At 38.9% G+C, this 25,217-nt stretch carries 27 protein-coding genes; 15 read left to right on the top strand and 12 right to left on the bottom strand.

Annotated features, from left to right (window positions below):
• The first annotated feature begins 8 nt into the window (after positions 1–8).
• The 6 genes from queA to ACNR9Q_RS17140 all read left to right on the top strand — a co-directional run bounded on the left by queA (position 9) and on the right by ACNR9Q_RS17140 (position 5,954).
• The gene (queA, locus tag ACNR9Q_RS17165; RefSeq protein ID WP_419212447.1) at positions 9–1,058 is read left to right on the top strand and encodes a tRNA preQ1(34) S-adenosylmethionine ribosyltransferase-isomerase QueA; all 1,050 of its coding nucleotides are present in this window, start codon (positions 9–11) and stop codon (positions 1,056–1,058) included.
• Between the two features lie 96 nt (positions 1,059–1,154).
• The gene (rlmN, locus tag ACNR9Q_RS17160) at positions 1,155–2,198 is read left to right on the top strand and encodes a 23S rRNA (adenine(2503)-C(2))-methyltransferase RlmN (RefSeq protein ID WP_419212446.1); all 1,044 of its coding nucleotides are present in this window, start codon (positions 1,155–1,157) and stop codon (positions 2,196–2,198) included.
• 148 nt (positions 2,199–2,346) lie between these two features.
• Positions 2,347–3,324 carry a polyprenyl synthetase family protein gene (locus ACNR9Q_RS17155; protein WP_419214299.1) on the top strand — a complete coding sequence of 326 codons (978 nt, stop codon included), beginning with the start codon at positions 2,347–2,349 and terminating at the stop codon, positions 3,322–3,324.
• A 144-nt stretch (positions 3,325–3,468) separates the two neighbouring features.
• Positions 3,469–4,032, top strand: coding sequence for an RNA polymerase sigma factor (locus tag ACNR9Q_RS17150; protein ID WP_419212445.1), 564 nt, complete (start codon positions 3,469–3,471; stop codon positions 4,030–4,032).
• Complete coding sequence (locus ACNR9Q_RS17145) at positions 4,019–4,765, top strand: hypothetical protein (RefSeq protein WP_419212444.1); 747 nt, start codon at positions 4,019–4,021, stop codon at positions 4,763–4,765. Before ACNR9Q_RS17150 ends, ACNR9Q_RS17145 begins: the two co-directional genes overlap by 14 nt.
• 115 nt (positions 4,766–4,880) lie before the next feature.
• Positions 4,881–5,954 carry a hypothetical protein gene (locus ACNR9Q_RS17140; RefSeq protein ID WP_419212443.1) on the top strand — a complete coding sequence of 358 codons (1,074 nt, stop codon included), beginning with the start codon at positions 4,881–4,883 and terminating at the stop codon, positions 5,952–5,954.
• Between the two features lie 51 nt (positions 5,955–6,005).
• On the opposite strand, the gene ACNR9Q_RS17135 is transcribed toward ACNR9Q_RS17140, so the two are convergent.
• Positions 6,006–6,266, bottom strand: a complete 261-nt coding sequence (locus ACNR9Q_RS17135) for a zinc-ribbon domain-containing protein (protein ID WP_419212442.1) — start codon at positions 6,264–6,266, stop codon at positions 6,006–6,008.
• A 78-nt stretch (positions 6,267–6,344) separates the two neighbouring features.
• On the opposite strand from ACNR9Q_RS17135, the gene dnaG reads away from it, so the two are divergent.
• A complete protein-coding gene (gene dnaG / locus ACNR9Q_RS17130) occupies positions 6,345–8,327 on the top strand; it encodes a DNA primase (protein WP_419212441.1) in 1,983 nt (660 codons plus the stop codon).
• Between the two features lie 176 nt (positions 8,328–8,503).
• Here the strand turns inward: dnaG and ACNR9Q_RS17125 are convergent, their stop codons facing one another.
• Positions 8,504–9,133 carry a response regulator gene (locus tag ACNR9Q_RS17125; RefSeq protein WP_419212440.1) on the bottom strand — a complete coding sequence of 210 codons (630 nt, stop codon included), beginning with the start codon at positions 9,131–9,133 and terminating at the stop codon, positions 8,504–8,506.
• Positions 9,134–9,300: 167 nt separating this feature from the next.
• Positions 9,301–10,089 (bottom strand): NAD(+) synthase, encoded by a 789-nt coding sequence (nadE, locus tag ACNR9Q_RS17120; RefSeq protein WP_419212439.1) that lies wholly within the window; start codon positions 10,087–10,089, stop codon positions 9,301–9,303.
• A gap of 58 nt (positions 10,090–10,147) precedes the next feature.
• Between nadE and gldB the strand changes: the two genes are divergently transcribed.
• Positions 10,148–11,137: a gliding motility lipoprotein GldB gene (gldB, locus tag ACNR9Q_RS17115; protein ID WP_419212438.1), complete on the top strand. Its 990-nt coding sequence runs from the start codon at positions 10,148–10,150 to the stop codon at positions 11,135–11,137.
• Positions 11,138–11,473: a gliding motility protein GldC gene (gene gldC / locus ACNR9Q_RS17110; RefSeq protein ID WP_419212437.1), complete on the top strand. Its 336-nt coding sequence runs from the start codon at positions 11,138–11,140 to the stop codon at positions 11,471–11,473. It begins immediately after the preceding gene.
• A 7-nt stretch (positions 11,474–11,480) separates the two neighbouring features.
• On the opposite strand, the gene ACNR9Q_RS17105 is transcribed toward gldC, so the two are convergent.
• The 7 genes from ACNR9Q_RS17105 to ACNR9Q_RS17075 all read right to left on the bottom strand — a co-directional run bounded on the left by ACNR9Q_RS17105 (position 11,481) and on the right by ACNR9Q_RS17075 (position 17,534).
• Positions 11,481–12,146, bottom strand: a complete 666-nt coding sequence (locus ACNR9Q_RS17105) for a hypothetical protein (protein ID WP_419212436.1) — start codon at positions 12,144–12,146, stop codon at positions 11,481–11,483.
• 316 nt (positions 12,147–12,462) lie between these two features.
• On the bottom strand, positions 12,463–13,050 hold the full coding sequence (locus ACNR9Q_RS17100; RefSeq protein WP_419212435.1) for a hypothetical protein: 588 nt from the start codon (positions 13,048–13,050) through the stop codon (positions 12,463–12,465).
• A 46-nt stretch (positions 13,051–13,096) separates the two neighbouring features.
• Positions 13,097–13,957 (bottom strand): phytanoyl-CoA dioxygenase family protein, encoded by an 861-nt coding sequence (locus ACNR9Q_RS17095; RefSeq protein ID WP_419212434.1) that lies wholly within the window; start codon positions 13,955–13,957, stop codon positions 13,097–13,099.
• 350 nt (positions 13,958–14,307) lie between these two features.
• Positions 14,308–14,775, bottom strand: a complete 468-nt coding sequence (locus tag ACNR9Q_RS17090) for a DUF423 domain-containing protein (protein WP_419212433.1) — start codon at positions 14,773–14,775, stop codon at positions 14,308–14,310.
• A 143-nt stretch (positions 14,776–14,918) separates the two neighbouring features.
• Positions 14,919–15,485, bottom strand: coding sequence for a hypothetical protein (locus ACNR9Q_RS17085; protein ID WP_419212432.1), 567 nt, complete (start codon positions 15,483–15,485; stop codon positions 14,919–14,921).
• A 172-nt stretch (positions 15,486–15,657) separates the two neighbouring features.
• Complete coding sequence (locus ACNR9Q_RS17080) at positions 15,658–16,236, bottom strand: NAD(P)H-dependent oxidoreductase (RefSeq protein WP_419212431.1); 579 nt, start codon at positions 16,234–16,236, stop codon at positions 15,658–15,660.
• A 341-nt stretch (positions 16,237–16,577) separates the two neighbouring features.
• On the bottom strand, positions 16,578–17,534 hold the full coding sequence (locus ACNR9Q_RS17075; protein ID WP_419212430.1) for an HNH endonuclease: 957 nt from the start codon (positions 17,532–17,534) through the stop codon (positions 16,578–16,580).
• Between the two features lie 192 nt (positions 17,535–17,726).
• Between ACNR9Q_RS17075 and ACNR9Q_RS17070 the strand changes: the two genes are divergently transcribed.
• Entirely contained in the window at positions 17,727–18,119 is a 393-nt protein-coding gene (locus tag ACNR9Q_RS17070) for a GTPase (protein WP_419212429.1), read from the top strand.
• Between the two features lie 258 nt (positions 18,120–18,377).
• Here the strand turns inward: ACNR9Q_RS17070 and yihA are convergent, their stop codons facing one another.
• Positions 18,378–18,995, bottom strand: a complete 618-nt coding sequence (yihA, locus tag ACNR9Q_RS17065) for a ribosome biogenesis GTP-binding protein YihA/YsxC (protein ID WP_419212428.1) — start codon at positions 18,993–18,995, stop codon at positions 18,378–18,380.
• A gap of 13 nt (positions 18,996–19,008) precedes the next feature.
• The gene (locus ACNR9Q_RS17060; RefSeq protein WP_419212427.1) at positions 19,009–19,773 is read right to left on the bottom strand and encodes an alpha/beta fold hydrolase; all 765 of its coding nucleotides are present in this window, start codon (positions 19,771–19,773) and stop codon (positions 19,009–19,011) included.
• Between the two features lie 250 nt (positions 19,774–20,023).
• On the opposite strand from ACNR9Q_RS17060, the gene ACNR9Q_RS17055 reads away from it, so the two are divergent.
• From ACNR9Q_RS17055 to ACNR9Q_RS17035, 5 genes are read left to right on the top strand one after another with little or no spacing between them, the layout of a single operon-like run.
• A complete protein-coding gene (locus ACNR9Q_RS17055) occupies positions 20,024–20,497 on the top strand; it encodes a division/cell wall cluster transcriptional repressor MraZ (protein WP_419212426.1) in 474 nt (157 codons plus the stop codon).
• The gene (rsmH, locus tag ACNR9Q_RS17050; protein WP_419212425.1) at positions 20,487–21,380 is read left to right on the top strand and encodes a 16S rRNA (cytosine(1402)-N(4))-methyltransferase RsmH; all 894 of its coding nucleotides are present in this window, start codon (positions 20,487–20,489) and stop codon (positions 21,378–21,380) included. Before ACNR9Q_RS17055 ends, rsmH begins: the two co-directional genes overlap by 11 nt.
• An 11-nt stretch (positions 21,381–21,391) precedes the next feature.
• Positions 21,392–21,718: an FtsL-like putative cell division protein gene (locus tag ACNR9Q_RS17045; RefSeq protein WP_419214298.1), complete on the top strand. Its 327-nt coding sequence runs from the start codon at positions 21,392–21,394 to the stop codon at positions 21,716–21,718.
• Positions 21,719–23,725, top strand: a complete 2,007-nt coding sequence (locus ACNR9Q_RS17040) for a penicillin-binding protein (protein ID WP_419212424.1) — start codon at positions 21,719–21,721, stop codon at positions 23,723–23,725. It abuts the gene before it with no gap.
• Positions 23,722–25,185, top strand: a complete 1,464-nt coding sequence (locus tag ACNR9Q_RS17035; RefSeq protein ID WP_419212423.1) for a UDP-N-acetylmuramoyl-L-alanyl-D-glutamate--2,6-diaminopimelate ligase — start codon at positions 23,722–23,724, stop codon at positions 25,183–25,185. The genes ACNR9Q_RS17040 and ACNR9Q_RS17035 overlap by 4 nt, the downstream gene beginning before the upstream one ends.
• Positions 25,186–25,217: the final 32 nt, after the last annotated feature.

Below are 25,217 nucleotides of genomic sequence, written 5' to 3'. Positions count from 1 at the left end.
TCAGCTACATGAAATTATCTAATTTTAGTTTTGAGCTTCCAAAGGAATTATTGGCGGAACACCCTTCTGAAAACAGGGATGAATCCAAATTGATGGTGATCAACAGGAAGACCGGAAAAATTGAGCATAGAATGTTCAAGGACATGATCGATTATTTTGATGAAGGAGATGTCATGGTTTTGAACAATACAAAGGTATTCCCGGCACGTTTATACGGAAATAAAGAAAAAACAGGAGCACGTATAGAAGTGTTTCTTTTACGTGAGTTGAACGAAGAGCAACGTTTATGGGATGTTTTGGTGGATCCAGCCCGAAAAATACGTATTGGGAACAAATTGTATTTTGGTGATGATGAAACCTTAGTGGCAGAAGTTATCGATAATACGACATCGAGAGGGAGAACATTACGTTTCTTATACGATGGTGCATATGTAGATTTCAGAAGAAAACTTAGGGAGTTGGGTGAAACACCCCTGCCTAAGTACATAAAAAGGGAGGTCGAGCCAGAAGATGAACAACGTTACCAAACTATTTATGCGAAGCATGAAGGTGCCGTTGCCGCTCCAACAGCAGGGTTGCACTTTTCAAAACATCTTTTAAAAAGATTGGAGATCAAAGGGGTTGATTTTGCCGAATTGACCTTGCATGTAGGTTTGGGTACGTTCAACCCAGTGGAAGTTGAAGATCTTTCTAAGCACAAAATGGACAGCGAGGAGCTGTTTATAGATGAGAAAGCTACCGATATCGTAAATAATGCTAAATTGAATAAGCGTCGTATTTGTGCAGTAGGAACTACGGCAATGCGCGGATTGGAAAGTGCGGTTTCATCAAAACATACGTTGAATACCTATGAAGGATGGACCAATAAATTCATTTTCCCTCCATATGACTTCAGTATAGCCAATGCCATGATTACTAACTTCCACTTACCAAAATCAACCTTATTGATGATGGTATCTGCATTTATGGGTCATGATTTGATGAATAGGGCGTATAAAGAAGCTATTCTTGAAAACTATAAGTTCTATTCTTATGGTGATGCCATGTTGATCATATAATTAAAGATAATCCCTTTGAAGAAAGGGAGTAAAACTGAATCCCGCTTTATCTAATTTCTGAGAAGCGGGATTTTTATAATACCTACCTTTAGAAAGATGGAAGAGAAAAAGAAAAAGGACATCCGGGCACTAACGCAAGAGCAGCTGAGGGACTTTTTTGTATCCAACGGTGATAAGGCTTTTCGGGGAAATCAGGTATACGAGTGGTTGTGGCAAAAAGCTGCCTATTCCTTTGATGTGATGACCAATCTTTCCAAGGAAACAAGGGTGATGCTGGAAGCCAATTTTGTTATCAACCATATAAAGGTAGATCAGATGCAGCGCAGTGCCGATGGCACCATAAAAAATGCGGTGCGTCTGCATGATGATTTAATTGTTGAATCTGTTTTAATACCTACGAAGTCAAGAACCACGGCGTGTGTATCAAGTCAGGTTGGGTGTAGTTTAGATTGCCGCTTTTGTGCTACATCACGTTTAAAACGAATGCGTAACCTTAATCCCGATGAAATCTATGATCAGGTGGTTGCCATAAACAATGAGAGTCGGTTGTATTTCGACCGGCCCCTAAGTAATATTGTTTTTATGGGCATGGGAGAGCCTTTAATGAACTATAACAATGTATTGAAGGCCATTGAGAGGATTACTTCTAAAGATGGTTTAGGGATGTCGCCTAAGCGAATTACGGTCTCTACATCAGGCGTGCCGAAATTGATCAAGAAAATGGCCGACGATGCCGTAAAATTTAAATTGGCCGTTTCCCTACATTCGGCCATCGATGAAATTCGTACCTCCATCATGCCATTTAATGCCACGTTCACCTTGGCCGATTTACGAGAAGCTTTACAGTATTGGTATGAAAAGACCAAAAGTAGAATCACCTATGAATATGTGGTTTGGCAAGGAATAAATGACACCCAAAAAGATGTGGACGCTCTGGTGGACTTTTGCAGGTTTGCGCCTTCTAAAGTGAATCTAATTGAATATAATCCCATTGATGATGGGGAGTTTAAGCAAGCTTCTAGTAAGGCCATAGACCTTTATGTGAATACGTTAGAAAAAAATAATATCGTAGTAACGGTGCGTCGCTCGCGTGGCAAGGATATTGATGCCGCATGCGGACAATTGGCGAATAAGTCTTGATGAGTAATTAGTACGAAGTAGTTAGGAGGATTCAGAAATAAGAAATAAGTCTTTCTTAACAGCTAACAGAATCATTTTGCTTCAACTAACAACTAACAACGGTTAACTGACCGCTTTTGCTTAATTTTGAAATTCTAAGAAGGAACACCTGAAAATAGTAGCACAAATAAAGGAACCCGTTTATCGGGAAATGGAGCAGTTTGAGTCCAAGTTTAGGGATTCCATGTCTTCCAAAGTGGCCTTACTCAACAGAATCACCTATTATATTGTAAATAGAAAAGGGAAGCAAATGCGCCCGATGTTCGTTTTTCTAACGGCAAAACTGTTGAACAATGGTGAGGTCAACGAACGAACGTACCGGGGAGCTTCAGTCATTGAATTGATTCACACGGCAACGTTAGTTCATGATGATGTGGTGGATGAAAGCAATAAACGCCGTGGCTTCTTCTCCATAAATGCACTTTGGAAAAATAAGATTGCCGTTCTCGTTGGTGATTACCTATTGTCAAAAGGGTTATTATTGTCCATTGACAACGGAGATTTTGATTTGCTACGTATTATTTCCGTGGCAGTTCGCGAAATGAGCGAGGGCGAATTACTTCAAATAGAAAAAGCGAGACGGTTAGATATCACAGAGGAGGTTTACTATGACATCATTCGGCAAAAAACGGCCACCCTTATTGCGGCTTGTTGTTCTTTAGGGGCTTGTTCCGTTAAACCTGATAGTGATGATGTAGAAACATTTCGCAAATTTGGGGAGCTTTGTGGTATGGCCTTTCAAATAAAAGATGATCTTTTTGATTATGGTGCCAAGAAAATTGGAAAACCTACCGGAATCGATATCAAGGAACAGAAAATGACCCTACCGTTAATATATGCTCTGAATAATTCTTCCAAAAAAGAGAAAAGCTGGGTTATCAATTCGATCAAGAACCATAATAAGGATAAAAAAAGGGTCAAAGAAGTAATCGCTTTTGTTAAGGAAAAGGGGGGGCTCGATTATGCCGTGGGTAGAATGCTTCAATACCGTGATGATGCCTTGCAACTTCTAAAAACCTATCCAGATTCCACCTACAAAAGTGCTTTGGAACTGATGGTGAATTACGTAGTGGACCGCAAAAAATAAATTTCGTTTAAAATAATTTCAATTCTAAAAATTTTAAAATACTGACTTACAGTTGGTTGAAATTTTATATTAAATTGAAATATTTTCCAGGCAACTATTTTGATCGCAATTGCGTCTATACCAATAGAAGACCAAACCAATATTTTGAAAATTATACCTTTTTATAAAAACGAACGGCAGCTTATCAAAAAAGCGATTTCCGGAAATAGGGATGCGCAAGAGCATTTATATAAAAAGTATGCCCCAAAAATGTTAGGCGTTTGTAGGCAATATATAAAGGATATCCATTTTGCGGAGGATGTAATGGTTCAGGGATTTTTAAAGATGTTCCAAAAGCTAGAATCCTTCAAGTTTGAGGGAAGTTTTGAAGGATGGCTGAGAAGGATCATGATTAGGGAAAGTATTTCCTACTTAAGAAAGCAACAGTTCGTGGTATATGATGATGAGGTTTACGAGAATCATCAGACCCAGGAAATTTTACAAAGTACAGACTTAGATACTGAACACATCCAACAGTTGATCGATGCACTTCCACAAGGTTATAAAATGGTGTTTGTGCTGTATACGGTAGAGGGCTATAAACATCAGGAAATTGCAGAAATGTTGTCGATTTCTGAAAGTACTTCTAAAACACAATTACTAAAAGCCAGAAAATTGCTCCAAGAGCAGTTAAGTCAACAAAATATAATAGGATATGGAAACCGATAAATTTGAAAAACATATCAGGGAAAAGTTACAGGATCGGGAGATTAGGCCCTCTTCTACAGCTTGGGAAAGAATTTCAGGGGATTTGAATACCAGTTCCTCTCCAAAAAAGCCCGTATATCTATGGATGGGTATTGCGGCAAGTATAGTGGTATTACTAGGTATAGGCTTATTTTATTTCAACGGAAATAAGGAGGAATTTGTGAATCCGGTTCAAGTTGTGGAATCAACGAAAAAAGAAGAACCTGAAAATAAAGCCGGACAGTTAAAGGGACAAGAGGCCGTTGTGCGATCAGAACTTAAAAAAGAAGATTTCCTAGATTTGAACAACGCTATAACCGAAAGTGGTAAAACAGTTGTAGAAGTAAGCCGACCGGTTATTCAAGATGATGTGGAAGTTACCATTTTAGAGCAAATCGAGGCTGAAAATCATACCAAGAAATTGAAGTTTACTGAACAAATCATTACAAATAAAGTGTCGGAGTTGGTAGCGCAGGTAGACTTAATGGAACAATACAACACCGTAACCGATGCCGAGGTAGATTCTCTCTTAAAACAGGCGCAGGAAGAAATTTTACGAAATAAAATTTTTAAAACTGATAATTCTGTCGATGCCATGGCTTTGTTGACAGAGGTTGAGGATGAACTTGATCAATCCTTCCGAGACCAAATATTCAATTCGTTGAAAGCCGGTTTTATTAAAGTTCGGACTGCTGTTGCAGACCGAAATAATTGAACATTTTTTTTTAGTTTATCCTTTATCGCTATAAATTACTATAGGGACAGGGGCTGGAGTTTTATTCATCAACGGGTACTGAGCACAATCGAAGTATCAAAAATCAAAAATCAACATGAGAACAATTACAATGTATTTGGTAGCCTTGGCTATATTATTTGTGGTCGACAGCATGACTGGCCAAGAAGAGTACAAAAAGAAGGTGGAAGTTTTAAAAGAACAAAAGGCAAAAATTACCCAACAGGAAAAGGAAGCTTTGAAATATGAAGTCGAGAATATCAATGATCGATTCGAAAAAGGGAGCATTACAGAAAAAGAAGCGAATTTACTGAAGCAAAAGGCTGCCGAAAAAAGAGCGCTCAATATTGAGAACAGAATTACGATTGTTGACAACCAAATAAACCTATTGGAACGAAACCAAGGTAAAATGTTGGTCCTTATGGAATTGGATACCTTAAATGGAAAAGGAATTCGACTAGGGGTCGACATCAATGGAAAGCCGACAATTCTTTTTAAGACTAAAAATTGGAAAAGGGAGGTACGCTATGACCGCAGGACCTACTCAGACTTTGTAATGGCCGTAGGTTTGAACAATGCTATTGTAGAGGGTCAATCCTTAAACGACTCACCCTATAAAATTGGGGGGAGCCGATTTTTTGAAATGGGCTGGCAATGGCGAACCCGGGTATTTGAAAACTCCAATTTTTTAAGGTTCAATTATGGTTTTTCCTTCCAGTTCAATGGCTTAAAACCAAAGGGCAATCAGTATTTTGTTGCCCTTGAAAACGGACAAACGGAGCTTCAGGAATTTGATTTTGATTTGGATAAATCGAAATTACGTATGGACAACCTAGTGTTTCCCCTCCATTTTGAGTTTGGACCTTCAAAGTTGAAAAAAACAGAGAAAACCATACGCTATTCTTTGCACAACCAATTGAGAATAGGGTTGGGAGGCTATGCTGGTTTTAATATGAGTACCCGTCAAAAATTGAAATATGACCGTAATGGCGATAATGTAAAAGATAAATTGAAGCGGGGCTACAATACCAACGATTTAATCTATGGCTTAAGTGCCTATGCAGGGGTAGATGGTGTACTGTTGTACGTAAAGTATGATCTGAACCCTATTTTTAAAGATGCTTTGGTCGACCAGCGAAATATATCCTTGGGTCTTCGGTTCGATTTGTAATTAGGGATAGAGATGAAAATCAGTTGGGCTAAAGTAGGTTTGTGAATCACTTTACTCCAGCTGTTTTTTGTTAGTGGTTAATTCATATTTCATTTCTTCACTAAATTCATTTTCGTAGAATACACGCTTACAGTGGCTACACTCTGCGTAGGAATTCGTAGAAATCTTAAAAAGTTTTATCCAGAATAAATGAAAATAGTTTCCTTGTGATATGGCTGTTAAAGTTCCCTGCTGATGGCAATAGGGGCAGTTGATATGGCTAAGTTGCTTGGTTTCCCTTTTTCCGGGGCGTGTTCCAAAGAAAAGAATCATATGTTATTTATTAATACATTTGAAGTGCAAAATTAAACAAATACACATTCCTAAATTCTTAGGATTTTTGTAATTCAAATGATTTCAAAAGCCACCATAGATCAAGTTTATGAAACCGCCCGTTTAGAAGAGGTGATCGGTGATTTTGTACAATTGAAAAAATCGGGTTCGAATTTCAAGGGATTAAGTCCGTTTAGTGATGAACGTACCCCAAGTTTCATGGTTTCACCGGTAAAGCAGATCTGGAAAGATTTTAGTAGTGGCAAAGGAGGTAATGTGGTCGCTTTTTTAATGGAGCATGAACATTTCACTTATCCTGAGGCTATAAAATACTTGGCCAAAAAGTACAATATTGAGGTAGAGGAAACCGAGCAATCTAACGAAGATAAAGAACAGGCCAATGAGCGTGAGAGCATGTATTTGGTTTCTGAATTTGCGCAAGCCCATTTTAAAGAGATGCTTTGGGATACTGAGTTAGGAAAAGCCATCGGTCTCAGCTACTTTAAAGAACGTGGATTTACAGAGGAAACCATCAAAAAATTCGAATTGGGCTATTGTCTGGATCAGTGGGATGGTTTTACCACCGCAGCCTTGGACAAAGGGTATAAGTTGGATTACTTGGAAAAAACTGGACTCACTATTGTCAAAGAAGATGCCAATAATCCTAACGGTCCTAGAAAATTTGATAGGTTCAAAGGTAGGGTCATGTTTCCTATACATTCTTTAAGTGGCCGTGTACTAGGTTTTGGGGGCCGAATTTTGACCAATCATAAAAAGGCCGCCAAATATCTGAATTCCCCAGAAAGTGATATCTACCATAAAAGTAAGGTCTTGTACGGGATCTATTATGCTAAGCAGGCCATTGCCAAAGAAGATAATTGTTATCTGGTAGAAGGATATACCGATGTAATCCAGTTCTATCAAAGGGGTATTCATAATGTGGTATCCTCTAGTGGTACGGCCTTGACCCCAGAGCAAATACGGCTCATCAATCGTTTAACAAAGAACATTACGGTGTTGTTCGATGGTGACGCTGCCGGCCTACGCGCTTCCTTACGCGGGATCGATTTGATATTGGAACAGGGCATGAACGTAAGGGTATGTACGTTTCCGCAAGGCGAAGATCCAGATAGTTTTGCCAAGAACAATGAATTTGAGGAGGTGGTTTCCTATTTGGAAGAAAATGCCAAAGATTTCATTCAATTCAAGGCATCACTGTTGGTACAGGAGGCTTCAAATGATCCGATTAAACGCGCCGATACGGTTCGTGATATTGTTAATAGTATCTCCAAGATTCCAGATCGTATTAAAAAGGAAATCTATATTCAGGAGTGTGCCCAGATCATGAATATTTCGGAAGCCGTTCTGTATAATACCTTGGCACAAATTGGTAAAAAGGATGCCTCCGATGTAAAAAAACAAGAGCGGGAAGAACAGAAGGCTTTTGATGTGGTACGCAATGAAGATGTTCCCGAAAAAGTAGATGTGCAATATGTACTTGAGCGTAAGATCATTGAATCGCTTTTGCTTTATGGAGATCAAAAGGAAGAATTCGAGGACCTGATCTTGAAGGAAAATGAGGCAGGGGATTTAATTCTTGAACCCGAATCCAATGAAATGAAGGTGTACGAGAAAATTTATTTGGACCTACAGGAAGATGAGATCGAATTGGCCAATGAAGATTTTCGAAAGATGTACTACAAGTTGATAGAGGCACTGAACGAGGAGCAGGAATTTTCAATTAATACCTTTATTTCTAGATTGGAACAGGAGATGGCCAATCAGGTATCCTCTATTTTAATGGAAGAAGAACGGTATATGCTCCACAACTGGGAGCGTAAGGACATCTTTCCTAAAAAAAAGGAAATAGGCATAGCGCAATTGGTCAGTGAAACCATATTGACCTTACGCTGCTTTCTTATTAAAAGGAGGATGGACACCTTGCAAAAAACCACGGAAGGCAAGTTAGAAACCGATCATCGCGAAGTATTGGAAGAAATTATGAACTACATTCACCTCAATAAACTTTTAAACCAGAAACTTAATAGGGTACTTTCTTAAAAGTGGCTTTAAGCTTCTAAACGGTCATCGAGATTTAAATGCTCCAACGCTTGGGTCGAAATCAAACATGAATTTTCATTGAATGTCTCGTGGCCTTGGCCGTAGATGGTTTATTTCAAACAAAAAACACCCACTATCTGTGGGTGTTTTTTTATTTTTTAAATGGTAGTTGCTACTTAGTACAATTCCAAGGCTTTTGCCTGTTGTAATAAATCGACCATATTATCAACATTCAATTTTTTCATTAAACGAGCTTTATAGGTACTTACGGTTTTTTCGTTCAAATTCAAGCCCTGGGCAACTTCCTTATTTCGTTTACCACTGGCCAAAAGCTTCAATACCTCGATTTCACGTGTGGATAGTTTTCTAAAGAACCTTCTTGGTTTTTTAGTTCCTTCATCAAAGGCAAGGCGTTGTGCCAGCTCATTGGTGATGAACATGCTACCTTCACTAACTTTGGTCGCTGCTATCGTAATATATTCGGTACCCGAAGACTTGGAAAGATATCCAAAAGCACCTGCTCTAATGGCGCTAAGGGCGTAAACGTCCTCCGATTGACCACTGTACATCAATACTTTTACATCAGGGTATTCTTTTTTTATTTTTCGTAATGCCGCTATTCCGTTCATTTCCGGAATATCCATTTCAAGCATTACTACATCCGGGGTTACGTTTTTCAGTTTGTTGAAAAGTTCTTCGGTGTTGGCCACCTCATCTATCAATTCAAAACCATCGGCCGATTCTAAAACGGTTCTAACTCCCATTCTGATGATAGGGTGGTTGTCCGCTATTAATACTTTAATCATTAATTGTTGATTTTTAATAGATTTCCCAACCTCATTTGTCTATAAAGACTCACGTGCAATGTAAGGTTTAAAATTCTAAATTAGAAGTCAAAGATGTAGATTTTTAATTATAACGAATAATTTCCATACTTATTTTCGACTTAAGTGCTTGATTCTTAGTTGAGGTGTTATTTTAAGCTTTCTGGAATTTCGCAAACTGGTATAGGAAGCATTTTATGTTGGTTCATACGATTGAACTTCATGAATATAGAAAAAACTTCATGTTGTCTTCCTTCAAAATCGCTTGCCTTTTTTCCTTCTTCTTTCATCGCCATGGCCCATTCCAATTCAGGGTACGAAGCTCCGATCTGATCTTCGTCCGTCCGATCATCGCCCCAAAGTCCGTCCGTAGGTGCCGCCTTTATGATTTCCTCATTCACACCCAAGACCTTTGCAATGGTATAGACCTCTGTTTTCAATAAATCTGCTATCGGACTTAAATCGACTCCACCATCACCATATTTGGTGTAGAAACCTACGCCAAAATCTTCAACTTTGTTTCCGGTACCCGCTACTAAGTAGCTATGTAGGGCGGCGAAATAATAAAGGCTGGTCATACGCAATCTTGCCCTTGTATTGGCCAAGGACATAAAACGTTCTTCCTCGTTGTCGACAGCGGGGAAAGCTGCAACCAAACTATCAAAAACGGGTGTCAGGTTTACGGGGCGCCTGCTTACATTCGGAAAATTTTCCTGCAACCAATCGATATGTCTAGCCGCTCGATTAGATTGATTCGGGGCTTGGTGAATAGGCATTTCCAAACATAACAGTTCCAAGCCCGTTTTGGCACAGAGGGTCGAGGTCACGGCAGAATCTATTCCTCCCGATACGCCTATTACAAAACCTTTTTGATTTGCATTTGTAGCATAATCCTTTAACCACGCTACAATATGGTCAATTACCTTTTGAGTTTGCATACCACTCCAATTATTTATTTAAATAATTTAACTTTGCCCTAAAAATAAGTTGAACACCGTGAATAATAAAATGTATTGTAAAATACTTAACAGGCTGAAACCTATTTTTATAGTATTATCAGTTTTTCTATTACTTTTTGGCTGTAATGATACTGATGAAACGGAGAAGGAAATAGCCGCTATACCATTGAACATGACGATTTCACGGTTTGATCGTGAGTTCGCATCTGCAGGTGAGGAAGGGCTCCCCGCCCTACGACAAATGTACCCCTATCTTTTTCCGGCACACGATAGTGTTTGGATAGCAAAAATGCATGACTCCCTTCAAATAGAACTGTTTCAAGAAGTAGGCAACGCCTTTCGGAGTTTTGAGGATGAAGAGGAAGGGTTGGAGAATCTTTTCAAGCATATTAAATATTATTTTCCCGAATATAAAATTCCCAAGGTCATTACGGTAACCAATGATGTAGATTACAACAATAGGATTATTTTGACCGATAGCCTTTTGTTCGTTAGTCTTGATAATTATTTGGGTCCTGAACATAAATATTATGGAGGGTTTCAGCGGTACATTGCACAATCGTTAGACCGTAACTTTTTAATAAGCGATGTAGCCAGTGCCTTTGCAAAACAAGTGGTACCACGACCTCGTGACCGAACATTTTTGGCACGTATGATATATTTTGGAAAGGAATTATATCTGAAGGACAAATTGATGCCCAATTTGGAGGATCGTAAACGAATTGGATATTCCGCAGCGGATATGGAGTGGGCCATTGCCAATGAAGAGCCTATGTGGCGCAATTTCATTGAAAACGAATATTTATATAGTACCGATACGAAGTTGAACCAACGATTTTTGGAACCTGCCCCATTTTCTAAATTTGGTCTGGAGCTGGACAATGAATCGCCCGGGAGACTTGGAAGGTATGTAGGTTGGCAAATTGTACGCGCTTTTATGGAAAATAATACGGTGAGTCTGAAACAGCTAATGACCTTGCCAGCGGAAGAAATATTTAAAAAATCAAATTACAAACCAAGAAATTAAATGGCAGATTTACATACTTCAGAAATTACCTTACGGGTAGGATTGGATGAAAACAGGATTCCTGAAAAATTGAACTGGTCTGCCCAAGATGGCGGTATAGATAATGAGGAAGCAAAGGCCATGCTATTGTCTGTTTGGGACAGTAAGAACCAAGAATCCTTAAAAATAGATCTTTGGACCAAGGATATGCCGGTTGATGAAATGAAAACTTTTTTTCACCAGACCTTGGTTTCTTTATCTGACACCTTCCTTAAAGCGACCCAAGATGAAAAAATGACCGCTACAATGAAGGATTTCTGTGCATATTTCGCTGAAAATTTAGGATTGAACGAATAGTTGGTGTCTAAGCGCTAACGCTTTTAGGGAGTTTTTTACCCTTTGTTTTTCTGATCCAATACACAATATATATAGTGCCTATAACTGTTGGTAGCATCCATGCGAATAAGTTGTTATATTTCATTCCGGCCACTAAAAAAGCGGTCACAGAGGCGATTAAAGCACCTAGCATTCGACTAAGATGGTTAATTAGCCATAACTTTCTGTTTTTCACCGTTGTTGTGAATAGTTTAAAATCACCATAAGGTAAGAACAGACCGAAAGCGCCGAAGAAAAGAAAGAGTATGCTTTGTGATTGTGAATGGAGTAATCCGTTAATTCCAAAAATGAGCATCAAAAGTCCGCTAATAAGCATCATTCCAGATACAATTTTATCCGTAGAATCGGCTTTTGTTTTTTTTAGCGATTTAAAAGTCAGCGCCCTGTTCCCGGCCAATACCATGTAAATGGTGAAAATGCCAATTAGAAATAAAAAGTTGTTGATATGGTTCGGCATTCTCGCTACAACCAATGAAATCATGGAGCTTATGATCATCGACCAAGAAAACCATTTCCCCAGCATTTTATGATCAGGGCTTCCTTTTTTTACTAAAGTACTTCCTATACCGGTAATAAGACCGATACCACCAAAAAAAGCGTGGATGTAAATGAAGATTCTAATCGTGTTTTCCATAGTAAAGATTGTTTTACTCGATCATCGAGATTTAATGCTCGAACACTTGCGTCGATATCAAACATGAATTTCCATTCAATGCCTTGTGAGCTTGCCCTTGAGCAGTGTACGTATGCAAAGATGGGGTGTTCTTCATTGCGAATTAAAACAAAGCGACCCAATTGTAGATTTAGGTAGTTGTATCGTTGATTGAGTGTTTTAAATGGGGGATGGGCTCATTTAAAGTCCTACAACTCAATAGGAATTTCGGATTTAATACTTGAAGCATAAAGATTTAACGGATAAACAGAGTGGTCAAGAGGAGCTAAGGTCGATTTTAGTTTTGTGATTTTCTAGGTTTACAGTTCTTACAAAAATCGGTTAATACTTTTATTTGCTCTAGCACCTTATCGTGTTCTTTTTGTAGCAAGACGGAATCTTTGCCGAAATCAGTTGCTTTAAAAACCTGTGCACTTACGGTGTTCATCTCTTGCTGTAATTCATTAAAAATAGGCTGAAAAAACTTGGCATCAGTAAAAGTGCCTTTTTCCTCATATATTTTCTTTCGTATTTTACGACAATAAAGTTCCATAAGATCAAAATCATACCGACCAAAGCGAACCAATTGATTTGCCGTAAGTGTGTCTGGTGCAATGATTACGGCTAAATTTTGCTGGAATATGGCCTTAACCTTATTGTTGAAATTCTTGGTCAACATATACGCCACCGAGCTCATATTGAAGCTGAAATCTATTTTAGAACCCGAATAAATGGAATAGGAGGTAAGCTCAGCACTAATTTCAGTTTGGGGAGATCGATAGTCGCTCAGTTGAAGTTCATAATCAGGATTCCACTCGAGTGGTTCTTGGCTATACATCACAGGGGCTGCGCCAACTATGAACGTAAATAGAATGTAGTGTTTCAAAAAAATAAAAATTATAGGGGTACTAAGATATTAAAAAATCAATCCTTTACTTGATAATGGCATCCCAATCGACCACATCGTTATGGGAATGCGTAAAGCCAATCGCACGTTCTTTGGCAATGGTTTCCACATCCCTGTACGCTGCTATGTAGGTTTTACGCCATTCTTTAGATTCGTTGCCGGCAGATCCATGCACAATGCGTTCATCGTGAATCGTAATACTGCCTCTTTTTACGGGGAGGTAGACTATTTTATCGTCTTTGCGTTCTTCGATTACCAAGGTGTGACTTTCATCACGAGATACTGCAGCCTCTTTTTTTTCGTGGCTATATGATTTGGGAAAATGCTTGCGAAGTTCAGGTTCTTTGTTGGTACCTGGCAAAACCTGTAAACAACCGTTAATGAGATCTGAATCCGTTAAGGCTAACGAAAAAGTGGCCGTCCAGGTATTCTCTGTTTTGGGCCAATAACCTAAATCTTGGTGCATGGCAAATTCCGCTCCTTTTTTACTGGGTTTTTTTGCCAAGAACTGCTCGTAATCCATGGCGACTTTACCTTTGGGATACAATTGATCGGCGATATGTTGGGTGATTTCATGGAAGATATTGTTTTTAAGTTCTGCGCGGTAGATGCTTGGCAACATCGCATTGACCAATTGAAATTCTTCCATGGGTGTTCCATAGGGTTGAGACATGTCGCAAAAATCTTTCCCCATACGCTCGGCTTCTTTCCCTTCGATAAAATGATCGAACCAAGGGTCAATAAATTTCATTTCCTCTTCGGTTAAAACATCATGAAGCACAATATAGCCTAGGGTATTATACTGTTGTATTTCTTTTTGGGTAATGATATAGTTTTTGCCTATTCTGCGGTAACTTCCAGAATCAGGATTGGTCATGCGTTCCATACTTGCCTTGATTTTAAGTTATTGACAGTCAAGGTACATAATTTGAATAATTTGGGGCCGATCTTTCCATGTTTTTGTTGGTAACGATATGCTATAAAAATACTTCAGGGATAGATAGAATAGGTAAAACAAAATTGTTTACGAACTAATGCGGGCTACAATTTTTACTATCGGTGTCAGCAGACCGATTTCGGGTCAATGATTCTGGAAATTGGTTTTCAGTATCAAAGGACTGTAGTGCATATTTTGATCTTTCCTATCGTAGATCGTATTCATAAACGTAGTGAATTCTGTCGTAAAACGATCTAGGTTAATGGCCGACGGCTTTAAATAGCCTACAAATTTCATTTTTAGAGGGCCACTATTTCAGAAATCATGGTCTTATATTCTTGAATATTCCGTTCATACTTTTTCTCAACCCTAATCCATAATAGAACTCCGACTGCTAAAATTGTTGGTCCCACGAAATACAGGTAATCACTGCTGTTTTTAGAAGAGATGGCAACAATTAGAAAACCCAAACCTAGAAGGATATCTGAACCTATAACTAATTTCCATAAAAAATGTTGGGTAAAAGAAATTTCTACCTCGGTCTCATTTTCAGTAGCAGTTTTTGACAGTTTTCCATTCACCACAATACTGTTTAGAAAAAACAAGTACCATGCATATAGAATTCGTTTACGCATTTTGAATGTTATTGCATTCGTTTTATCATGGTTCATGGTAAACACAAATCCGTTAATAGAGCCAAGTGCCGACGCTATATTCGTACTAACCGCTTTCGGATCACTTTTTAATTTAAAATTCCATTTTTTCATATTATTGTTTTTAGTGTTTAGTGACCGCTAGATAAATAGATGTGTGGTTTGGCATTTAACTTTGAAAGCACACATTAAACTGAGAATTCGTAAGAATTTTTATAAGCAATCGAGAACAAGCAATTGCTTTTCGCCATCCTAAGTTAAGCTTTGTTTTTATATTCATTTATTATTTTATCATCCCATACCTGGGCTTCTATGTATATATCATATTTTAAACTTTCTTGAGTTTGAGATTTTTTCTCAGTCGGTAGTCCATACATATTTATTATGTCATTTATTTCGTTTAATAAGAAAACTTGTCCGTTGCAATCTTTTCTGTATCCTTCAAGTTTAGGTTCGTCATAAAATTGAAATGATACCATACTGTCAGGATAAGTAAAACTTATATGTTCGGTTTTAAAGTCCGTTAAAGGAATTTTTATAACTCCAGGGTTTACATACCAAGATTTAGCCCAATCACATTCACCTAAAGTGAAGTAGAAAGGGTCATTTCTGTTTGGTTTTCCACCTTTCAAGATAAATTGTTTTTTAATTCTTTTCTCTAATGAAAACCTTAATTCAATATAGTTATCAGGCCTTTTGCTATTAAATCCTTTAGATATTTGATTTTGAATGCTTTCAGCCTTTTTTAATCCATGTTCTGTGATATTTCTAAATGGTCCGTTGTCAAGTTCGTAATAGTGAAACAAAAATTCGGGGATGTTCATGTTTTTCTCAAATAAAGCCTAACGTTTTCGGGCTTTGCGTTCGGGCAGGTTTCGGAGCACAATGTTTTAATTTATTACTAAAGTTCAGTAGAAGTACAAAGTTCCAAGTTTACACGTAACCCGCCTGACGCAAAACCCGTGTTAGCGGTTCGTTGTATTTTATCGTCAATTTTCATTTAAGATTTTCTCCTAATTTCTCAATCTTTTCTAACCATCCTTTTCTTAAAGGAAGTTTTGTGTTTTTTATTGGTCCAACATAAGTTACTTTAACTGGTTTAATTCCACAAAATTCCAAAGTTGATTTTTTTAATTGGTTAATACTTGGTCGCCCAAATGCAAACCAATAATACCAAGACGGTTGGTCAAGAGTTGTAATAATATGAGCGGTTTTACCTGTCAATAGTTTATCCCACCACAAAGAATTATCTCGATACTGAAATGCAAAACCTGGTAAAAAAAGTCTGTCAATAAAACCTTTTGTTATTGCAGGAAGTCCTCCCCACCAAACAGGATGAACCCAAACTAAATGGTCAGCCCATTTAATTTTTTCCCAAGCGTCCAATAAGTCCGGCTCTAACTCTGTCCTTTTTTGATAACCAAATTGCAGGTTGGGATTGAACTTTAAATCTTTAATCACAATTTCTTTAATATTTGCTCCCGTAGTAAATGCTCCTTTTTTGTAAGCTTCGAAAAGTCCAAAATTGAAACTATCACTGTTTGGGTGTCCGTTAATAATGAGTATTTTTTTCATTCTAAGGTTTCAAATTATATGTCTGCTAATTTTTTTTGTGGTGTCGTCTTTTTACAATGACCGCTAACGGTTAGTATAAGAATAGTTGCGGGTTTACGTGCGAGGATTTTCCGAAGGAAAATCAGACATAGTAAACTTGCAACTACCTTTGATTAAGTCTAATAATTAGCAATTATTTTTATACATTGTGGCTGTTGCACAACCTCTTTTTTTATAAGATTTAGATTTGGTAACCGTTTTTAAAAATGCCATATGCTTAATAAACAACAACTTAAACATTCTTGAAAATCGGAGAAATTCTCTTTTTCTAGAAATTTAGACTTGTGCAACGGTTACTTTTGTTAGCCACCGTTTTTTATTAGTTTCCTTAGCTCCTCTGTACTAAGCGTATCTATTTTTCGATGTAACATTCTATGACAATTAGGGCATACCAATGCTAAATCATTAATTGAGGTTATTGACTCTCCTTCTATTTCAGAAAGCGGAACTTTATGATGACACTCCATAAATCCCTCGCCTAACTCGCCATACACTTTGTAAAAATCAAACTCGCAAACCTCGCAATCCAATTTCCCATACTTTCTAAAGTATTGCTGTTTCTTCTTTTTGTTAAGTTTTGGGTCCCGCTCTCTATGCTTATGAAGTTTGTAAATAACACGCCCCTCTTTTACACCTTGAATATCATCATCTTCTTCATCTCCGATTCGATAAAGTTTAACTGCAAGTTCAGAGTTTGAAATTGTGCTTTTTATTTGTTCAGCTATTTTATTTAGACCAGAAATGTCGTTTTGAAACTCAAAAAAAACTTCTTTATCGAGTCTGCTATATCGGTCCATCCCTTTTCCATCATAGTCAGGGTCAATAGCCTTGAAGTTATTTAATTTCATTGAGACCCCATTTGGATTACGAAACTTAAAATGTTCTTTTCGAGATTTATGAATCGGTAGCTTGTTTAGGATTTCTGAAATCTCAATTATTTTAGGGTTTTTACTGTCCATTTCTCTGGCTTCAATTCTGTGATAGAGTTGAAGCGCTAAGATTATTTCATCTCTATGCCATTTTGGTGGCCTAACATATTTTTCTGTTTTTGAATCTTCTACTAAACTAACGGTAGTTCCGTTTCTGTCAAATAAATTTGAATAGGTACGAGTCCTTCCGTGTATTTGAAATGCAGTTATTTCGGAGCAATCCTTTTTCTTATACCAATTGTTTCTGTTCAATTCGTCTGCGATTTCAGTAGTTGTCATTGGGGTTTCTTTGGACTCAATAACTTTTATAATCGCTTCGTGAAGTTTCATTTCTGATAATTTGTTTCTAAATGGTGGCTAACAATTGCGTAAGCGTACAGGTACGTATATTTCTCTTTTTAAACATAAAAGCGTACCCACTAATATACTATTAAAGAATAAACTTATCGTTTTCAACGGAGTAGGGTTTACAGATAACCATAAAAGAGGGTAGAATGGAATTGAATCCGGTACTTTTGTAGTATGCTTCAAAAATCAATTTCTGGAAAAATCCTCTTTATCTATAATGCCAACAGTGACGCCGGTAGTCGGCTTTTAGATTTTGCCCATAAGATTATGAGTCCCGCTACCTATGACTGCCAGCTTTGTAGTTTGACCTTTGGAAAGTTTGCGGAAAAGAAACAGTGGAAAGTGTTTCGAAAAAGCTTGTTGGCCAATGGCTATGAACTTTCTTTTTTGCATAAAGATGAATTTCAAAAAAGCTACAAAAGTAAATTCGGTCATGCCTTTACCTTTCCCATCATACTTTTAGAAACTGAGTATGATTTAGAAGTCATGGTCACCACAGCGCAATTGAACGGCTTGGAGAATGTGGAGGAATTGATAGCGGTTGTTGAGGCATCGCTGGGTTCGTAGTTTGCAAGTTCACTATTCAGTAGTGTTCAGTATACAGTTTACAGTGGGCGGTCCTTTGGCCGGAGTTACGTGTGAGATACTAGTATAAAGTGCGATATTGAGTAGTTTATACTTCGGGTTTAAAAATATGTATGGTTATAATTTATTTGGCTTTCCAAATTGTTGTAGATGGTTTAACTATAAATTCTGGTTACTGACACTGTAAATTATTAGGAAAAGAAGTTGAATTGAATGGAGCTTTGTGTTTCTTTACAACAACTACTTCTTAGTCGCTTCAAAAAACTTTTCGTTGATATCTTCAATATAGGCTAACAATTCATCACGCCCTTCGCGTTTACTAGAGCTAGTTACAAAATGGGGCGGGGCATCTTCCCACATATCGGCCAAAAGGGTGTCCAGGTATTTTTTTACTTGGCGTTCCATGGCCTTAGGTTTTAATTTGTCGGCCTTGGTGAAAATTAGGGCAAAGGGAATGGCATTTTCACCCATCCACTGCATAAATCCCAAATCAATGGGTTGGGGATCGTGGCGTATATCGACCAGAATAAAAGAACAGACCAGTTGCTCTCGTTGTAAAAAGTAATTGGTGATGTATTTCTGAAAGGTGTTTTTGTCCCGTTTTGATACACGTGCATATCCATAGCCGGGTAAATCGACCAAATACCAATTTTCATTGATCTTAAAGTGGTTGATCAGTTGGGTCTTTCCCGGTCTGCCCGAAGTTTTGGCCAAACTTTTACGCTCGGTCAACATATTGATCAATGAAGATTTACCCACGTTAGAACGGCCAATAAAGGCATATTCGGGAATAGGCTCATTTGGGCATTTAGCAACATCTGAGTTGCTCATTACAAAGTCGGCCGACTTTATCTTCATGCGTGGGTGTAATTTAAAAGTTGTTTTTCTCCAACCAGTTATCGAGAATGGTGTTGAATTCTTTCGGGTGTTCCATCATCGGGGCATGCCCGCACTTATCGATCCAAAACAAATCGGAATTTGGGAGCAGCTCATCGAACAGTTCTGCAACATCTGGCGGGGTAACGCTATCGTTCTTGCCCCAGATAATACAGGTCGGAGTTTTCATTTTTGGCAAATCTTGCGCCATATTATGCCGTATTGCACTTTTTGCAATGGCCAAGGTCTTCACCAATTTCACGCGATTGTTCACCGTGGCAAATACTTCGTCCACAATTTCCTTAGTGGCTACTTCTGGGTCATAAAAGACATCTTGTGCCTTTTTCTTGATAAACTCATAATCACCCCGTTTTGGATAGCCATCGCCCATAGCACTTTCATATAATCCCGAACTGCCGGTAATTACTAGGCATTTCACTTTTTCAGGGTACATTTTGGTGTGCAGTAGTCCAATATGGCCGCCTAATGAATTCCCCAAAAGAATAACATCTTCCAACCCTTTGTGGTCGATGAATTTTTTAAGGTAGCGTGCAAAGTTCTTAACGGTGGTCTTGAGCATGGGCATTGAGTACAAGGGTAATTCGGGAATGAGCACTTTATATCCTTTTTCCGGAAAATGGCTGGTTACACCTTCAAAATTACTAAGCCCGCCCATAAGTCCGTGTAGGATGATGATGGGTTTTCCTTCTCCTATTTCAATATAATTAAACTTACCGTCCTTGATCAGATCTTTTTCCATGCACTACGCTCATCACATTTGCCCCAAATATAGGTAATTAAGCAGAATAGCAAACAACTCTTTTGGTCCGATATGGGCAGTTTTGTTTATGTGATGATAAATGTCAAAGTGGGCTTTTGAACCTTAATTGAACAATGTGGGGTATAATATGGTGCAAAAAAGTGGTAATTTATTAACAAAGTGGTTTTTAGTGGTAAAATGTGGTAATAATATTTATATATTTGAGTTATATAAATAAAAACCAGCCATTTTGGATATTTATTTCTTCGGGACATTTAACTGTAAGGCCGACGCCAAAGGGCGTATCATGCTGCCTGTGGCCCTAAGGAACCAAGTGGCCCCGATCTTAAAAGATGGTTTTTTTATTAAAAAGTCCTATTACAGTGAGTGTCTGGAGTTATATCCGGCGTACGAATGGCATAGGGTGATGGCAGAATTGAACGAAAAGAGCAGGTTCGATGAAGAAAACTTGCAATTTATAAGAATGTATACGGCGGGCCTACGTCAAGTTGAGGTAGACGCCACCGGCCGATTACTGATTCCCAAAGATATCATTTCAATGGCAGGCATCACCAAAGATGTTGTCATTGCGCCAATTGGGAAGCGATTGGAAGTTTGGGATAAAAAGGCTTATGATAAATCCATTAGCGCGACCAAAGAAGAGAAGGTGAAGTTGGCCAAGCGTGTGATGTTGGGTGAAAAACCTAGTGGAGATGTATCATAACCCGGTTTTGCTGAAGGAGTCAGTAGATGGTCTTGACATTAAGGAGAATGGGATCTATGTGGATGTGACCTTTGGTGGTGGCGGTCACTCCAAAGAGATATTGAAACGGTTGGGTACAGCGGGCAAATTGTTCGCCTTTGATCAAGATGAGGATGCGCAAGCGAACAATCTAGATGATGAGCGTTTTGTGTTGATTGCGGAAAATTTCAGGTACATCGCCCAATTTTTAAAGTTCTATGGCATTCGGAAGGTGGATGGAATCTTGGCGGATTTCGGGGTTTCCTCGCATCAGTTCGATCAAGCCGAACGTGGGTTTTCTACCCGGTTCGATGCGGATTTGGATATGCGGATGAGCAAACGCAATACGTTATCGGCCTTTGAGGTGGTCAATAAATATTCCTATGATGATTTGCGCAACGTGTTGTTCGAGTATGGTGATATCAGAAATGCCAACGCCATGGCGAAAGTTATCGTAGCAAGTAGGGAGTCGGAAGAAATTAGAACGACCGATGCTTTAAAACGGGCTTTAGGCCAGTTTTTGCCAGAGCACAAGCAGCATAAGATATTGGCCCAGATTTATCAGGCGATACGCATAGAGGTGAATCAGGAGATTGCGGTGATCAAGGAGTTTTTGGAGCAGGTGCCAGAATTATTGAATGACAACGGGCGATTGAGCGTCATTAGTTACCATTCGCTGGAAGATCGTTTGGTGAAACGCTTTATACGGGCGGGCCAGTTCGAGGGCGAGCCAGAAAAGGACTTCTATGGAAACATAGAGGTGCCGATGAAAAAAGTTGGGGGATTGATCGTTCCATCTAGAGAAGAAATAAAACAGAATAACAGGGCACGTAGTGCAAAATTGCGAATAGCGGAGAAATTATGACAAAAGGTAAAATGAAAACAGGGGTCTTAGACCTGTTAAAAGGTAAATTTTTGGTTAGCGGAGATGCGCCTAAGAATTGGCTGTTTATCATTTTCATTTCTTTTTTGGCTACAGTTATGATCAGTAGTTCGCACAGTGCCGATCAAAAAGTACATCGTATTGCCGCTTTGAACGAAGAGGTAAAAGAGTTGCGAAACGAATTTGTGGATATGCGATCAGATGTACAGCAGCTCAAACTAGAATCCAATATTACGGGTAAGATTTCTGAAAAAGGATTGTATCCGTCAGAAACGCCACCACAGAAAATTAGGGTCAAATCTTTAAATGAAGAAGAATAAATGGCCGCAACTGATAAAAGCATACTAACACGTCTTTATATTGTAGCAGCAGGACTTGTGCTCTTCGCGGCTACCGTTTTGTTTAAGCTGGTTTCCATACAATTCGTTGATGGTGAGAAATACCAGGCCCTTGCAGAAACACGTACTTCTCACATGTTTACCATCGAACCGAACCGGGGTAACCTGTATTCCGACGATGGTAGTTTGTTGGCGACGTCGGTTTCGAAATACACCATTCGTTTTGATGCGGTCACCGTTAGTGACAAAGATTTCAAGGAAAATGTAAAACCCTTATCAGATGCCTTGGCGAAACAATTCGGAAAAACGTCATCGCATTATCAGCAAATCCTCAGAAAAGCAAAAGAGAATAAAAATAGGTACGCGCTGATTGTGCGTAATCTTGACTATTCGGATTATATGGCCGTAAAAAGTTTCCCGCTTTTCAATAAGGGAGCGTTTAAGGGGGGCTTGATCATCGAGCAGAAAACGAAGCGCGAGCACCCATTGGGTAAGATTGCAGAACGCAGTGTAGGCTACGAGCGCGTAGATGAAAACGGATACCGTACCCGGGTGGGTATGGAAGGGGCTTTTAGTCAATACTTAAGGGGAATTGAAGGAAAACGCTTAAAACAAAAAATAGCGAAGGGCCAGTGGAAACCTATCGGTAACGATAATAGTATTGAACCGAAGGACGGTTATGATGTGTATTCTACCATTGATATCAATATTCAGGACATTGCCCATCATGCCCTGTTAAGGCAATTGGAAGCCTACAAGGCCGACCATGGGACAGTGATTGTAATGGAGGTTAAAACTGGAGAAGTAAAAGCGATTGCCAATCTGGGTCAGACGCCTGAGGGTAAGTACTACGAGCGACTGAACTATGCGATCGGAGAATCGCACGAGCCGGGTTCTACGTTCAAGTTGATGAATTTGGTGGCCGCCCTGGAAGATAAGGTGGTGGATACCGCGACTATTATCGATACTGAAAACGGGAATTGGAAAATTTATAAGAAAATAGTTAAGGACTCCAAAAGGGGAGGCTATGGAAAAATATCGGTAGCAAAAGCTTTTGAAGTGTCATCGAATACGGCCTTCGCCAAAATCATACACAATGGATATAAAGATGATCCAGAAAAGTATGTGAATCGTTTGATGACCATGGGCGTGCATAAAAAATTGGGACTTCCCGTGCTTGGTGAAGGTGTTCCGGTTTTACGGTATCCTGGAGATAAAGGGTGGTCTGGTATTTCATTGGCACAGATGGCTTATGGGTATGAGGTCTCGATGACTCCTTTACAGACGCTGGCATTTTATAATGCCATTGCCAATGATGGGGAAATGATCAAGCCAAGACTTTTAAAGGAAGTCAAAGAGTGGAACAAGAGCATTATGAAGTTCGATAAAGAAGTGTTGAATCCTGCTATTTGCTCTCAGGAAACCGTGAAAAAGGTACAGCAAATTTTAAAGGATGTGGTAGAGAAAGAATATGCTACAGGTCACCGTATGTATTCAAAAAACTTTTCTATGGCTGGGAAGACAGGTACCACGCAGACCAATTATGTCTCCAAAGACCGAAGTAAATATGAATACATATCCTCTTTTGCAGGATATTTTCCGGCTGACGATCCTAAATACTCCTGTATTGTAGTGATCCATAAGCCCGATAAAAGTGTTGGGTATTATGGAGCGGATGTTTCTGGCCCGGTATTCAAATCTGTCGCACAAAAAGTATATGCCAGTTCACCCTTGACCGATGAAGTGGATGTTAAGAATGTATGGATTGCCGCCGGAGATGAGTCTTATGAGAATTATTATAAGAATGCCCAGAAGAACTATCAAGAGGTTCCAAATCTTAAAGGTATGAGCGGTATGGATGCCGTAGCCATTTTAGAAAACCTAGGGATAGAGGTAGAAGTGAAGGGAAATGGAATGGTGAAACATCAATCCATCTCTAAAGGCACCGATATTAAAAATGTAAAGAAAATAGTACTAGAATTGATATGAAGCTACTGAAAGACATATTGTATGGAGTGCATCTTACTGCGGTTAGCGGTACGACTTCCTGTGATATTGCTTCAGTCCGTTTTGATTCTCGGGAAGTAAAAAAGGGGGATGCTTTTGTTGCCATTAAGGGAACATTGACCGATGGACATAAATACATTGATGTAGTAGTTGCTACAGGAGCACGGGCCATCATTTGTGAAGAATTACCAGCTACTATGGTAGATGAGGTTACTTATGTAGAGGTCGAAAACGGTAATCAGGCCTTGGCGGTCATGGCATCCAATTATTACGATAATCCTTCCAAAAATTTAAAATTAGTTGGGGTTACGGGTACGAATGGTAAGACGACGGTGTCCAGTTTGTTATATCAACTATTCAAAAAAGCAGGGTTCAAAGTAGGGCTGTTGTCCACCATCAAGATTATGGTAGATGACAAAGAATTTCCGACGAAGCATACCACGCCGGATGCTTTGGTAATTAACAAGCATTTGGCCTTGATGAACGATACAGGGGTAGAGTTCTGTTTTATGGAAGTGAGTTCGCATGGAATCCATCAAAAGCGTACTGAGGGATTGGTTTTTGAAGGAGCGATTTTCACTAATCTCTCGCATGATCATTTAGATTATCATAAAACCTTTTCAGAATACAGGGATACCAAAAAAATATTGTTCGATCAATTGTCGAAAACGGCATTTGCCCTGACCAATATTGATGATAAGAACGGCTTGGTGATGTTACAGAATACCAAAGCGCGAAAATATACGTACGCGCTTAAGAATTATGCGGATTACAGGGCGCAGATTTTAGAAAATCAGTTCGATGGTCAGCTGTTGAAAATCAATGAGCACGAACTGTGGACCAAATTGATCGGTCATTTCAATGCTTATAATATGTTGGCGATTTACGCAACGGCAGATTTGTTAGGACTTGAGCAATTGGAGACCTTGCGCTTGTTGAGTGAATTGGATAATGTGGATGGAAGATTCCAATACTATATATCAAAGAATAGAATTACGGCAATTGTTGATTATGCCCATACGCCGGACGCCCTAAAAAATGTGCTTGAGACAATCAACACGTTGAGAACTGGAAATGAAAACGTCATCACCGTTGTGGGGTGTGGTGGCGATAGAGACAGATCAAAGCGTCCGGTAATGGGCAATATCGCTTCAGAAATGAGCAACAAGGTCATTTTTACCTCCGATAATCCAAGAACAGAATCTCCATCAGAAATTATTGCCGAGATGGAAGCTGGGGTAGAGCCACAGCATTTCAAAAAAATACTCGCTATTGAAAATAGGGAGCAGGCCATTAAAACGGCGTGTCAGTTAGCCGATGCCAATGACATTATTTTGGTAGCGGGCAAAGGTCACGAAACCTATCAGGAAACCAATGGTACCCGTATAGACTTTGATGATTTTAAAATAGTAAAAAAAATATTGAATAGCCTTGAAGCGTAAAATTGGCTTAGGAATGCCAAAATGATAAAAAA

Source organism: Maribacter sp. X9 (assembly GCF_048537565.1).
Lineage (GTDB): Bacteria > Bacteroidota > Bacteroidia > Flavobacteriales > Flavobacteriaceae > Maribacter.
The sequence above is the reverse complement of the archived record's forward strand: the minus strand, read 5'-3'. Positions and strand labels throughout refer to the sequence as shown.